At 61.6% G+C, this 12,309-nt stretch carries 12 protein-coding genes; 6 read left to right on the top strand and 6 right to left on the bottom strand.

The annotated features are described in order from the left end of the window. Positions 1 to 5: 5 nt before the first annotated feature. From cas7e to cas3, 4 genes are all read right to left on the bottom strand, one after another. Positions 6 to 1,079 carry a type I-E CRISPR-associated protein Cas7/Cse4/CasC gene (cas7e, locus tag QWY74_RS12675; RefSeq protein ID WP_290314439.1) on the bottom strand — a complete coding sequence of 358 codons (1,074 nt, stop codon included), beginning with the start codon at positions 1,077 to 1,079 and terminating at the stop codon, positions 6 to 8. A gap of 29 nt (positions 1,080 to 1,108) precedes the next feature. Further along, a complete protein-coding gene (gene casB, locus QWY74_RS12670; RefSeq protein ID WP_290314438.1) occupies positions 1,109 to 1,765 on the bottom strand; it encodes a type I-E CRISPR-associated protein Cse2/CasB in 657 nt (218 codons plus the stop codon). Further along, the gene (gene casA / locus QWY74_RS12665; protein WP_290314437.1) at positions 1,762 to 3,444 is read right to left on the bottom strand and encodes a type I-E CRISPR-associated protein Cse1/CasA; all 1,683 of its coding nucleotides are present in this window, start codon (positions 3,442 to 3,444) and stop codon (positions 1,762 to 1,764) included. The genes casB and casA overlap by 4 nt, the downstream gene beginning before the upstream one ends. A gap of 495 nt (positions 3,445 to 3,939) precedes the next feature. Continuing rightward, entirely contained in the window at positions 3,940 to 6,615 is a 2,676-nt protein-coding gene (gene cas3, locus QWY74_RS12660) for a CRISPR-associated helicase Cas3' (protein ID WP_290314436.1), read from the bottom strand. Positions 6,616 to 6,779: 164 nt separating this feature from the next. Between cas3 and QWY74_RS12655 the strand changes: the two genes are divergently transcribed. Further along, positions 6,780 to 7,649, top strand: coding sequence for a WYL domain-containing protein (locus QWY74_RS12655; RefSeq protein ID WP_290314435.1), 870 nt, complete (start codon positions 6,780 to 6,782; stop codon positions 7,647 to 7,649). 69 nt (positions 7,650 to 7,718) lie between these two features. Here the strand turns inward: QWY74_RS12655 and QWY74_RS12650 are convergent, their stop codons facing one another. Further along, on the bottom strand, positions 7,719 to 8,267 hold the full coding sequence (locus QWY74_RS12650; RefSeq protein WP_290314434.1) for an outer membrane beta-barrel protein: 549 nt from the start codon (positions 8,265 to 8,267) through the stop codon (positions 7,719 to 7,721). A 109-nt stretch (positions 8,268 to 8,376) separates the two neighbouring features. Between QWY74_RS12650 and QWY74_RS12645 the strand changes: the two genes are divergently transcribed. From QWY74_RS12645 to QWY74_RS12625, 5 genes are all read left to right on the top strand, one after another. Further along, the gene (locus QWY74_RS12645) at positions 8,377 to 8,526 is read left to right on the top strand and encodes a hypothetical protein (protein WP_264826965.1); all 150 of its coding nucleotides are present in this window, start codon (positions 8,377 to 8,379) and stop codon (positions 8,524 to 8,526) included. After that, entirely contained in the window at positions 8,526 to 9,260 is a 735-nt protein-coding gene (locus QWY74_RS12640; protein WP_290314433.1) for a metal ABC transporter ATP-binding protein, read from the top strand. Before QWY74_RS12645 ends, QWY74_RS12640 begins: the two co-directional genes overlap by 1 nt. Continuing rightward, positions 9,244 to 10,134 carry a metal ABC transporter permease gene (locus tag QWY74_RS12635; RefSeq protein ID WP_290314432.1) on the top strand — a complete coding sequence of 297 codons (891 nt, stop codon included), beginning with the start codon at positions 9,244 to 9,246 and terminating at the stop codon, positions 10,132 to 10,134. Before QWY74_RS12640 ends, QWY74_RS12635 begins: the two co-directional genes overlap by 17 nt. 15 nt (positions 10,135 to 10,149) lie before the next feature. After that, on the top strand, positions 10,150 to 11,265 hold the full coding sequence (locus tag QWY74_RS12630) for a metal ABC transporter solute-binding protein, Zn/Mn family (protein WP_290314431.1): 1,116 nt from the start codon (positions 10,150 to 10,152) through the stop codon (positions 11,263 to 11,265). A 102-nt stretch (positions 11,266 to 11,367) separates the two neighbouring features. After that, positions 11,368 to 11,691 carry a nucleotidyltransferase domain-containing protein gene (locus tag QWY74_RS12625; protein ID WP_264826970.1) on the top strand — a complete coding sequence of 108 codons (324 nt, stop codon included), beginning with the start codon at positions 11,368 to 11,370 and terminating at the stop codon, positions 11,689 to 11,691. A gap of 41 nt (positions 11,692 to 11,732) precedes the next feature. On the opposite strand, the gene gloA is transcribed toward QWY74_RS12625, so the two are convergent. Further along, a complete protein-coding gene (gloA, locus tag QWY74_RS12620) occupies positions 11,733 to 12,266 on the bottom strand; it encodes a lactoylglutathione lyase (protein WP_264826971.1) in 534 nt (177 codons plus the stop codon). Positions 12,267 to 12,309: the final 43 nt, after the last annotated feature.

Below are 12,309 nucleotides of genomic sequence, written 5' to 3'. Positions count from 1 at the left end.
GCTCCTTACTGATCAGTCGCCAGAAAGCCAGTCAGCTCGGTAAGGCTGCCCACGGCGACATTGCCATCAAGACGAGGTTCCTGGTAATCGGGGTCAGCCGACAGGATAAAACGCTTGTCGGCGCCAGCACCGTAGGCATCATCGAAGGATTTAGCCTGGCGTTCCAACCGCATAACAGCATCCAACGTCTGATCCTGACCAGCCACCGGCCGCAGGAAGGCAGGCGCCAGCGAGCGCGGTTGCTGATCCCCCCGCTCGGCCAAGACATAACTGGCATGCGCACGCGAGCCGAAACTATTCTGCTTACCCTTCGGCGAGGTTTTCACTGCGGCCTCTACCAGGGCGGCGATTGCCCGGTCGGCAAGTGCTTCCTCGCCATTGAGGTTCTCGATCAACTGCCGTCGATCGATACAGATATAGCTATAGAACAGGCCGGCACCGAAACCGGCTTCACCAACATGTGCCGCACCGCGATGCTCGTCGCCAGTGTTTAGATCGTCTACCGCCGTGAAGTAATCATCCTCGACCTCGGCAGCATGTACCGTGATGGCATGAGCGACCTGACAAGCAGCCTCCACATTGAAGGACGGTGACGCAGCCAACATGCGGCCGAACAAGGCAATATCCACAGCGGACGGTTTGTGGCGCAGTAAATTGAGGTCTTCCTTCTCCGGCGCGCGCTTTTCGGTTGCCAATTTCTCAACTAGAGCATCAACCTCTGCCTGCTCTTCGGGGCTGATATGAACCAATTGACTGGTTTCCAGTTCTCCCTTGGCCACATCACCGAAAACCTTGGCGATCTCGGTGGCCCAGAGTCTCGCCTCATTCTCATTCACCCCTTTTTCCTGCAGGCATTTCGCAGCCTGGATCCCCACTTTCTTGGTACGCTGCCCTTTATGCTGACCCACGGCCTCTTCGAAAAGCTCCGAAGTTCGCCAGGTACGCTTGAGGCTCTGAGACGAGACACGAAGACGCTTCGCCCCTCCCATGAACGCCGTCTTGGGCCGGCCAAGATCATCGCGATTAAGGTTGGCCGGTGGATAGGCAGTCAGTAGATGCAGCTGGATAAAGTTGCTCATTGGTTGGTCTCCCTGTCTTGATTGACGGATTACTGGTTGTCTTGCCGGTAGGCGGATGTGGCGCCGAAGTAATCATTCGCCCAGATAAAGCCAAGCCGGTGGGTCGGTCTCGACGACATTCCGCCATGGTATTCTCGCCACCACAGCGCGATGTTGTCGGCCAGGTGCACAACACTGACGCCTCGTTTGTCGATGAGTGCCAGCGCACGACGCAGTCGCTGAATCAACTCTTCAGGTGTTCGGGATGTCATTAACTGCTGAAAGCGAAGCTCGCTCATATACGGCTTTCCGGTTTCACGCTTCTGTTGACCAAGGCCAGCACCGAGGGGCATCTTGGGAGCATCCTCTCGCAGCTCGGCCACTACCAGTGCGATACATGACCAGGTCTGTAGGCGCTGGTTACGACGCCATTCGGAGTCGATTTCTTCGTCCGGCAAGTAGTGCCAAAGATGCCGAAATGCTTCTGTCAGCATCGCAGCTTCGCCACTTTCGCAACGACGCAATGTCGCTCGTACACCCTTGGGCCAGGGCGGCGCATCGGTATGCAGCTTGAGTTCCTCTGCCGATAGAGTCAGGCGCTGCCACCATCGCCGCAAAGCGTCAGCTTCCCTGCGTTCTATCGCAAAAGGCCGCTCGGGTACGCGAGGTGGAGTTTCTGTTTCGGGAACAACTTCTGTTTCACTCACGATATTCTCTCCTCAGTAGCAGCCGGCTTGGCGGTCAAGGAGAAGCCGCCGGTCTCGGCAAATTGACGTATAACCTTGCTTCCTTTGCTGCGCCCCACAAGAAAACTCTGCAACTGACGCCGGGCGGCAGTCGCACGTTGAAGGTCCGCCGCCTCCAGCGCTCCACTCAGGGCTTGTTCCTCAAAAAGCGCCATCGCCTTGCGATAAAGGGCGCGATACCAGCTTTCAGCAACCTCAGCGGGTAAGGTCGGGCTATCGTGAGAGACCAAGAGCACTTCTTTAAAACTCTGGAGGGCATTAAAAAAGTCGCCTTGGGTGGCGTCATAGAACGCCATATCGATATGACTCATATCGCCCTTGGCTTCGGCAGGACGGTCGAACCAGGCATTCTTGATTTGGTTTCGAACCATCCAAGCGACTTGTCGAGCCAGGTCGATGAAACGTTGGACCCAAGCGCGCAGCCTATCCTGCTGCGCTGGTGGAACCGCGACCAGCGGCATCTCAACGCTGTACCAGCCGCGTGGTTTCATGTTGTCCATGTCATAGCCGAAGGCCCATAGCCGGGCGTGTTTAAGCAGCGCGGCGACCTCTTCTCCGGCGTCCCTCTCGCCCTCGACTATTTGCACCTTCTGGGAGACATGGTCATTTACCACCAGGGCAGGCAAGGCTCCGCTACCATCGGTATCGTTCAACACGAGGTTCGACCAGTGCTGATAGCCTAGTCCGCCTGGCTGCCCTTTGGTGGACAAGGGTGGCTCATTGGGCTTTTTGGGGTCGCGGCGATAAGGCGTCAGCGGGTGCAGCCAGGGACCACCGTAGTTGGCGCCTTGCTTCTTGGAACGAACCCGACGCACGGCCCGCGAAACCTCACGCCCACAGACATCACAACGACATGCCTCGTCTTCGAAAAGCAGGCGGAAGCGTCGCGGCATAGACCAATATGGGTGAAGTGGATGCATACCCTCGGGAAAAACTTCTGTGCCTTTCCTGTCGCTGACCCGGGTCGGCGCTATCCAGAGGAAAAGGCTTTCGTCATCAGCTCGAGGCTCCGTCCACGACTGCCCGGAGCGAGTCAGCGACTCGGTTGTCACAACGTTACCCCAGAGCCGGGACCATAGACTGGCCGCATTCGACTCCGGCATTACCAGTGTCGTCAGCGGACCACCGCCACGGAGACCGACACGAATGCCTGCGCCACCAGCCGGGGCGTTTATCTGCATGGTGAAAAGGGCAAGGGCGGCGCAATCTTCACACATCGCCTCGACACACCCGCGTTTTACGAAAACATCAGTGTTGTTCTTGATGCCATTCGCTCCCGGCGCATCAATCAGCAAGCCACTGACAGTGGCCTCCTTGACGTCGTCGAGTGGGTCAAGGTCCTGCATGAAACGTGGCCCTTCGCCATCCAGCTCGAAGGCATCGACGAATGGAGCAAAGACTGTTTGCAGTTCATCAACGCCGGGCGGCTCGAGCAAGCGGTCCACCCAGTCGCCGTGATCCTGCGGCGGCAGTGTGGTTTGCAACAGGCCGATCAGGAACTGGTAAGCCGCGCCCTGAAAGTCCGCTCGAGGCAGGGCGAGATCAATGATGTCGGGGTCTGCCACCGCTGTAGGCGGCAGGTAGACGATAGCGCCATTCCGGTTACGGAATGGCAGCCAACACGCTGTCATCAAATTCATTCTGGCCTCCATGGGTGCGCTCTTCAGAGTGCTGCCACAGCTGTAAGCTGTGGCAGCACCAGCATCGGACTACTTCTTAGGCTTCTTCTTCACACGCCGCCTGGGTTTGATCGGCCAAGCCTCATACCCATAGTCCCTGGCATCGAGCACCTTCCCGTTCTTGGTTCGACGGTAGCGCCGAAAAATCATATTTGCCTCCTATTAATAGGCAATCTTCATGTCGATTGTGACGACGCCCACTTGCGCAGGAATACCAGAACGCTTAGCTTGTTAATGTGAGCAACAGGCAGGTTCGGTGACTCGTCGCCGTTCCATGCCTCTCTAAACCAAAAGGTTCATAGCAATTTTTTAGCTTAACCGAGAGTGCATGGCAATTTGTAGCCCACCTAGCGAAATCTGTCAACCTAAGCAATAATGGCTCCTGCGTTCACTGCCCCCGCGGTGATGAACCGGTTCATAGCAACTCTATGGCACGTTCCCCGCGTCAGCGGGGATTTACCCTTCCTTGCAAAACCCCACTCCCCACTGGGCGTCATAGGCACATACAGGGTCAGCTTCGACCAGCCAGGGCCTGACGAAACGCAACGCCTTGTAACGCTCTTGAAGGGCCTCCCAGGCCTCCTGATCGGCCGCCGGCAGGCCAGCCAGCTTCTCTGCCTGGCTCTGGCGCAGCTTTACCTGGCTGAGCATGGCGGCATGACGCTCACCTTCAGCCCACAGTGTTAGCTCGCCCTCTGCGGTGTGCTTGAGCAGCACGACGTTGAGTGTTGGTTCATCGACAAGGCGCGTACCGATTTCCAATTCTTCCTGCCATTGATCGGCCTCCTGGTGTCGCAGGTAGCCCCGCTCGAGAGGCAAGACGTTGAAGTTGGCCATGGAGACGGCCACTCCCTGCATACCCCTTTGCTCCCATCTCGCTTCCTGGAGCCCGTCCGGCACCTGGTCGGCGACCGAACCATAGACACCCTCAATGAGCGCCCGGGCCTCATCCGGCATGCGGATCGCACCAAGCTCGCGTAGCACACGCTGAGTCAGCCATAGCAGGGAAGTGTCGCGGTAGACCGCCTGAGTGCCGGGCAGAGTACGCTTCAGCCACTGACCATCGGGTTGATCACTCCACTCTGGTGCCAGCACAGACAGCATCGGCGCGCGACGCATGCCACGCACATGGCGCTGCAGGCGTCCCGCACGCTGAATCAGCAGATCGATGGGCGCCAGGTCACTGACCATGAGGTCCACATCGCAGTCGAGGGATTCCTGGAACACCTGGGTACTGATCAATACCTGGCCGCGACGCCGGTCGGAGGTAGAAGCCTTGCCCAAGCGGTCGATGACATCCGACTCGATACGTTGACGGTCTGACATCGCGAAACGGCTATGGAAAAGTAGGCAACGCTCGGGATCGGGATGACGCAGGAGTAGTTGCTCATAGGCGCGAATCGCATCGTCTACGGTGTTGCGTACCCAGGCAACGCACTCACCCGCCTCGACTGCTTCCAGAACAGTGGCAATCGCTTGTTCCTCGGTGGTCAGCCAGTCGATGCCGACCTCACGCGACACTTCAGGGCGGGTGGCCAGCGGAGTCTCGCATGCCTTTTCCGGGCCTATCTGGGTCAACAACGGGAAGGCCTCTTGCTCAAGAGCGGCCGACTTTTGCCCCAAGCCTTCACACCATGCCGCGGCCAGAGACGCGCGCATGTCACGCGGCATGGTAGCCGTCAGCAGGATGGCACTGCCGCCCTGACGTGCATGATGGGCCAATAGCTGATTGAGCAGAGTCTGCATGTAGTGATCATAAGCATGCACCTCATCGACAATCATGACCTTTCGCGCCAAGCCATAGAGACGCAACGACTGGTGACGAAACGGCAGCAGCCCCATCAAGGCCTGGTCGATGGTGCCGACGCCGACGTCGGCCAGCAGTGATTTCTTGCGCGAATCGGCCAACCAGCGATTGCAGCGCGTAGTGGCAGTCATGTCATCGGCGGCGTAGTCACGATCTGAAGGCTGCTCGCTGGCTACCGCCTTCATGAAGGTGTCATTCAGTTCACGGGCACCATGAGAAAGCACGCAGGAAGGTTGTGATGCCTCGGTATAAAAATGCTGATGCAAATGTCCGAGTCGTTCGTACATGGCGTTGGACGTCGCCATGGTCGGTAGCGCGAAATAGAGCCCCTCTCCATGACCGGCCGCCAAGAGCCGCTGCGCGAGAATACAGGCCGCCTCGGTTTTACCGGCTCCGGTCACGTCTTCGAGAATGAAAAGTTGCGGGCCCTCGCTGATCGTCAGCGTTTCCGCTTCCCGCTGTAGCGGAGTTGGTGTGACCGACTGATCACCAAACCAACTGGCAAGTCCGGCATAGGGGATTGGCTCAGGAGGCCGCGCAAACCCACTTTCCTGCAACGCCCTATCGGCGCGCTCGAGCGCTATCGGCCAGTAATCCGCCAGCGGCACCTCCTTCTGGCAGTAGATAAAATGCTCTCGGTTCGATCCCAACCAATCGCTCAGAGTCGCCCAGCCAGCAATCGTCCAGCTCACGGCCAGTAAGGTCTCTCTCCATTCCTGTGAAACCAGCTTGTCGAGCGGCCACTCGACGTCGATCAGGGCAGCCAGGTCGGCGACAAACTGCTGGGCTGCTTCGCTATCAGCGGCGTACTCGTCATCCGCAAAGAAATCATTCACGTCCAGCCCGCCGGCTTCCACAGGTTGACCGTGATGGCCAAACATTGGACCCAGCAAGGCACGCAGTGTATCGGCCAGTTGGCGGCGCTCCCGCCGAGGTGGCATCTCTCCAATGCCACCCAGGGTGCCGTCTTGCCACCACTGCCTCCAGCAGGACTGCCAAAGCAACGCCCCCAGTCGGTCATGTCGCTCGATATAGGCCAACCGCTCGACCGGTGGTACAAGGCCGGAACACTCCGGGCGAGCCACTCCCTGGAAAGCACGGGCGAACTTGCCCAGATCATGGATTCCGAGCAGAAAGACGAGAAGCCGTCGTAGAACATCCGGGGAAAGCCCCAACTGGCGGGAAAGGTGCTGGGTCAACGGTCGCTCGGGCGCCAGGAGGAACCACCCGACGGCAGCCACATCCAGACTGTGATAAGGCAACAGGTGACAGCTATCAGCCCCCTCTTCAGGCTTAGCTTTCCCCCAATAGCGAAAATACAACATCCTTGTCTCCAGGCTGCGACAGTCAGGTACATCCAAGCACACCCACTTGCCCCCCGCCACCACTGGACATTCATCCACAACACTCTTCAACCCGGCCTGTTGAAGGTGAGCTAGAATGCGGGGGATGATGAGCAACCTGGAATATGACAGCCATGGAGGGAGTCATGTCATCGTTGACGACCATCCCCTGGGATACGCTGGCCCGTTACCGCTTGATCGAGATTCTGGCGCTGTGGGAGGGGCGCGTGGCGGCCAGCCAGATCGGCGAGGCGTTCGATATCGGCCGCCAGCAGGCGCAGAAGGTGCTGCGCGCGTATCGCGAGCTGGCACCAGATAACCTTCAGTACGACGGGAGCCGCCATGGCTACCTGCCGAGCGAGGCCTTCGTGCCGCTGTATACCCAGGGCCGGGTTGATGAGTACCTACGCCTGCTGCATATTCACGACACCCTGGATTCGCCGTTTGCCGGCTTGAGCATGGGGGCGGCGAACACCGAGTCGTTGCCCATGCCGAGCCGGGCGATCACGCCGGCGGTGGTGCGCGAGCTGGTGCGGGCGTCGCGCGAGAAGCGTCGCCTGGAGGTCACCTATGCCTCCTTCTCCAGTCCGGCGGGGGATGAGCGGATCATCGTGCCGCATACCCTGGTGTTTGCCGCCGGGCGCTGGCATGTGCGTGCCTACTGCGAGAAGCATCGCGACTACCGGGATTTCGTGCTGAGCCGCTTCCGCGGTGTGCCGGAGGATGTGGGCGAGATGCTGGGCCTGCATGATGCAGAGAATGACGAACGCTGGCAGACGCGGGTGGCGGTGCGGCTGATTCCTGACCGCCGCCTGCCCGAGGCCGAGCGGGAGTTGCTGGCGATGGACTACGGCATGCCGGATGGCGAGCTGGAGCTGCACTGCCGCGGGCCCCTGGCGCGCTATGCGCTGCGCGAGCTGGGCGTCAACCCGCATCATGCCGAGGCCAACCCGCGCGCTCAGCAGATCGAGATTGCCAACCGCGACTCCCTGGCCTCGTGGATTCTGTGGTCCTGATTCCCCTGGCCCGATGATGGCGGTCAGTGGCGCAGCCCGGCTGGTGGGCCACGCCGGCCTGCCCGCTGCTCAGAAGGTATAGACCACGCTGGCGGTGACCATGTCGAGGTTGCCGATGTCGTCGGTATCCAGACGCTCGACTTCCAGGCGCCCAGTGACATCGAGCAGGCCGGCCCGCACGCCCAGGCCATAGACGGGCGAGGTGCCGGAGAGGTCGGCGTCGATGCCGGTGCCACGCCGCTCAGCGTCCCAGTCGGCCATGCCGGCCTTGCCGTAGAGGCCGAGCGGCCCGAGGCTCCAGCCCAGCACGCCGGTGGCCTGCACGCTTTCCACGTTCAGGCTGGCCGAGCCACCGTTGGCCGTGCCCTCGAGGGTGCCGGCGTTGACGTAGGCTAGCTCACCGCCCACATCGAGGAACGGCAGCCAGCTGAAGTTGTAGCCGCCGATCAGCTTCCAGTGCTCGGCCTCATCGTCGAAGCGCTGATCGCCATGGGTTTGGCCGGCGCCACCGCCCAGGTAGAGCCCGGTTTCACCGGTAGCGAAGGCATTGGGGGCGGCCAGGCCCAGCAGGCCGGCCAGGCCGAGGGCGCCGAGAATCGGCAGTGTCGCGTTGCGCATTATCGTCACGTCCATTCGGGGAAGTTGCCGAGGTATTTTATCAGTCTTGCCGGGTTGGCGGCCCAATGATGTTATGTTATAACTTCCGCGCATTTCGGAGGTCGACCCCATGGCGCACCGCTCTCACCGACATCGCCCCGAGGGGCCGTGTCATTTTTCCCTGATGTCGTTGTCGGCCGCACGCCGCTTGATGCTAGCCGTGGTGCCACTGGCGGCGTTGTGGCTGGCCGTGGCCTGGGTGCTGGGGGGTGCGGGCTGATGGCACGCCTGACCCTGCGCAACCTGCAGCTGGCACGTGGCGGCCAGACGGTGCTCGAGCACCTGGACGGCAGCTTTCAGGATGGTGCCATCACCGCCCTGATCGGTGCCAACGGGGCGGGCAAGAGCACCCTGATCTCGGCGCTCATGGGCATGCTGCCGCCGGTGGCCGGGCGAGTGAGTTGCGAGGTATCGCGGGAGCGTTGTGCCTGGCTGCCGCAGCAACTGGCCCTGGATCTGACCTTCCCGATGAGTGTCGAGGAGCTGATCATGACCGGCACCTGGCCGAGCCATGGTGCCCTCAGGGGCTATTGCGCTGCGCATTATCGGCGTGGCCGCGAGATCATGGCGCGCCTGGGCATCTCGCATCTGGCGCATCGCCAGTTGGGCGAGCTCTCCGGCGGTCAGCGCCAGCGCGCGCTGATCGGCCGGACCCTGATGCAGGAGGCCGAGCTGCTGCTGCTCGATGAGCCCTTCGCCAACGTCGATGGTGAGACCGTCGAGGTGATGATGGAGGTGCTGCGCGACATGGCCGCCGCGGGCGCGACCATTCTGGTGGTGCTGCACGACATGGAGCAGCTGTCGCGCCTGGCCGATGATGTGCTGCTGCTGGCCGGAGGCCATGGTCGCTGGGTCGGCACCGAGGCGCTGCTCGATCATCACACCGGGCAACCGGCCCGGGCTCCTCGTTTACCCATTGATTTTGCGGATATTCGCCATGCTGGCACTGCTTGACGCCTGGCTACTTGCCCCCTTCGAGTACGGCTTCATGAACCGTGCCGCGGTGGCCGGCCTGGCCCTCTCGCTGGCGGCGCCGCCACTGGGCGTGTTCCTGATGCTGCGCGGCATGAGCCTGATCGGCGATGCCATGTCCCACGCCATTCTGCCGGGCATTGCGCTGGGCTTCCTGTTTGCCGGCTTCTCGCTGCCGATCATGAGCCTCGGCGGGATTCTCTCCGGCCTGGTGGTGGCGGTGCTGGCGGGCAGCGTCTCGCAGATGACCGGGCACCGCGAGGACTCGGCCATGGCGAGTTTCTTTTTGATCTCGCTGGCCGCCGGGGTGATGCTGGTCTCGCTGGGCGGCAGCAGCGTGGACCTGACCCATGTGCTTTTCGGCTCGGTGCTGGCGGTGGATACCACGGCGCTGCTGCTGATCGTCGGCATCGCCACGCTGATCGTGCTGATGCTGGCGCTCATCTTCCGGGCGCTGGTGGTCGAGTGTCTGGACCCGCTGTTCCTGCGCGGCCAGGGCGTGCGCGGCGGCCTGGTGCATGGCGTCTTCCTGGGCCTGGTGGTGCTCAACCTGACCGCCGGCTTCCAGACTCTGGGCACGTTGATGGCCGTGGGCCTGATGATGCTGCCGGCGACCACGGCGCGCTTCTGGAGCAAGCGGCTGGAGGGCCTGATTGCCCTGGCCATCGTCATCGCGCTGGTCGCCAACCTGGGCGGCCTGTTGCTGTCGTTCCACCTCAGTCTGCCGTCCGGCCCGGCCATCATCCTGGTGGCGGGGCTGGCGTATATTCTTTCGGCGCTGTTCGGCCGGCACGATAGCTTCATGGCCCGCCACCGCTTGCGTGCCGCCCCGCTCGAAAGCACCTCCACCGACTGACCCGGGAGATTTCACATGCCATCCGCTCATCGCTTCACACGCCGCGCCAGCCTTGTCACCGGCCTTGCCGCCCTGCTGGCCATGCCCTCCGTGCTGGCCGCCGAGCGCGTCCAGGTGATCGCCAGCTTCAGCCTTCTCGCCGATATGGTCGAGCAGGTGGGGGGCGAGCATGTCGAGGTGACCGCGCTGGTGGGTGCCAATGGCGATGCCCACGTGTATTCGCCACGCCCGGATGACGCGCGCAACCTGACCGAGGCGGACCTGGTGGTGTTCAACGGCATGCACTTCGAGGGCTGGATGGAGCGCCTGCTGGAGTCCGGTGACTATGCCGGTCCGCGGGTCGTCGCCACCGAAGGCATCAGTGGCCCGCGAAATGCCGCCTCGGCGGAGCATGGCCATCAGGATCATGCTGCACACGGCCAGGATGACCATGACGATCACTCAGAGCACGATCACTCAGAGCACGCCGAGCACGAGCAGGCCAGCCAGTCGCCCGAGGCGCACGCCGGGCACGACCATGGCGACGAGGACCCGCACGCCTGGCTCGACCCGATCCTCGGCCAGACCTATGCGGCCAACATTCGCGATGGCTTGATCGAGGCGGACCCGACCAACGAGGAAGCCTATCGCCAGCGTGCCGAGGCCTACCAGGCCGAGCTGGAAGCGCTGGATGCCGAGATTCACGACAAGCTGGCCGCCCTGCCCGAGACCACCAGCGTGATCACCGGGCATGATTCCTTCAGCTATTTCGCCCAGGCCTATGATGTCGAGTTTCTGTCACCGGCCGGGCTGACTACGGCGTCGGAACCCAGCGCGGCGAACATGGCCAAGCTGATCGACGTCATCAAGGCCAACAATGTGCAGGCGCTGTTCCACGAGAACATGACCAGCCCCGCCATCATCGACCAACTGGCCGAGGAAACCGACCGCCCGGTGGCCGGCACCCTCTACTCCGGCGCCCTGGCCGCCGAGGGAGAGGCCAGCCGCTATATCGGCATGCTGCGTCACAATGCCGATGTGCTACACGAGGCCCTGGGTCAGGAAGCGACCGCTGGCGCGACCCATGAAGATGAACACGACCATGGCGAGCATGACCACGATCACGGCCACGATCATGACCATGAGCACTGACGCGCTGTAAGGACCCCGGCCAGCAACGCTTGCGTATCGTGTTGCTGGCCGCAAGGTGCATGGTGCTAGACTCGACGTAAGAGCATTTGACGGAATAGCGCCATGCGCCTGAACAAGCAACAGCGGCAACTTATCCTCGATATCACCCGTCAGATCGTCGGACATGATGTCGAGGCTCGCCTGTTTGGCTCGCGCCTCGACGAAACTCGGCGAGGAGGTGACCTGGACCTGCTGCTGATTTCCAGTAAACCGATTGCCCTTCTGGCACGTGCCGAGCTTAAACAAGCACTGGAAGCCCGTTTACAACTACCTGTGGACATTCTGACTTATACACAAGAGGCAGAGCCGACGCCGTTTCAGTCCATCGCCCTGCAGCAATCTCGGTCCATCCTGCCAGCAGATTGTCTCGTAGCTCGTAGCTCGTAGCTCGTAGCTCGTAGCTCGTAGCTCGTAGCTCGTGGGCGATGTTAATCGCCCTTGCTGGCCATGCGCTCGGCCTCGACGACCTCAATCCAGTAGCCATCGGCGTCCTTGACGAAGATCACGTCCGGCATCTTGCCCTGATCGGCGCGCTTGATGAACTCGACGTCATTGGCGTCGAACCAGGCCTGGGCGGCGTCCAGATCCGGCACCGAGAAGCAGATATGACCGAAGCCCTGCGGCTCGGCGTTGCCGTCGTGATAGGCGAAGTCTTCCTGGTCTTCGGTGCCCCAGTTGTGCGTCAGCTCCAGCAGGCCCTTCTGGCTGAAGGTCCAGACGCTGCGCTGGGCGGCATCCTCAGGCACGGCATCGCCTTCCTCCAGCCGGGCCAGGAAGTAGAGCGAGAAGCCCATTTCCTCGAAATCCAGCTTGCGCAGCACCTGCATGCCGAAGACCCGCGAGTAAAACTCGAGCGCGGCCTGCGGATCCTTCACGCGCAGCATGGTGTGGTTCAAACGAAACCCCTGGGTCTCGCTGGCCGGGGCCTGAACGCCGGGATGCTGTTCGCCCTGAAAGCTCATGTCATGCTCCTTGTCTGCTCGTGGATAGATCGGGCCGGTTGAT

It is taken from the genome of Halomonas almeriensis (genome assembly GCF_030409235.1).
Taxonomy (GTDB): domain Bacteria; phylum Pseudomonadota; class Gammaproteobacteria; order Pseudomonadales; family Halomonadaceae; genus Halomonas; species Halomonas almeriensis.
This window is presented reverse-complemented; position numbering and strand designations above follow the sequence as displayed.

What these genes read in the sequence shown, in the direction of transcription:
- cas7e (WP_290314439.1), bottom strand. Translation starts at nt 1,079, where the DNA reads ATGAGCAACTTTATCCAGCTGCATCTACTGACTGCCTATCCACCGGCC.
- casA (WP_290314437.1), bottom strand. Translation starts at nt 3,444, where the DNA reads ATGAATTTGATGACAGCGTGTTGGCTGCCATTCCGTAACCGGAATGGC.
- cas3 (WP_290314436.1), bottom strand. Translation starts at nt 6,615, where the DNA reads ATGTTGTATTTTCGCTATTGGGGGAAAGCTAAGCCTGAAGAGGGGGCT.
- QWY74_RS12655 (WP_290314435.1), top strand. Translation starts at nt 6,780, where the DNA reads ATGTCATCGTTGACGACCATCCCCTGGGATACGCTGGCCCGTTACCGC.
- QWY74_RS12650 (WP_290314434.1), bottom strand. Translation starts at nt 8,267, where the DNA reads ATGCGCAACGCGACACTGCCGATTCTCGGCGCCCTCGGCCTGGCCGGC.
- QWY74_RS12645 (WP_264826965.1), top strand. Translation starts at nt 8,377, where the DNA reads ATGGCGCACCGCTCTCACCGACATCGCCCCGAGGGGCCGTGTCATTTT.
- QWY74_RS12640 (WP_290314433.1), top strand. Translation starts at nt 8,526, where the DNA reads ATGGCACGCCTGACCCTGCGCAACCTGCAGCTGGCACGTGGCGGCCAG.
- QWY74_RS12635 (WP_290314432.1), top strand. Translation starts at nt 9,244, where the DNA reads ATGCTGGCACTGCTTGACGCCTGGCTACTTGCCCCCTTCGAGTACGGC.
- QWY74_RS12630 (WP_290314431.1), top strand. Translation starts at nt 10,150, where the DNA reads ATGCCATCCGCTCATCGCTTCACACGCCGCGCCAGCCTTGTCACCGGC.
- QWY74_RS12625 (WP_264826970.1), top strand. Translation starts at nt 11,368, where the DNA reads ATGCGCCTGAACAAGCAACAGCGGCAACTTATCCTCGATATCACCCGT.
- gloA (WP_264826971.1), bottom strand. Translation starts at nt 12,266, where the DNA reads ATGAGCTTTCAGGGCGAACAGCATCCCGGCGTTCAGGCCCCGGCCAGC.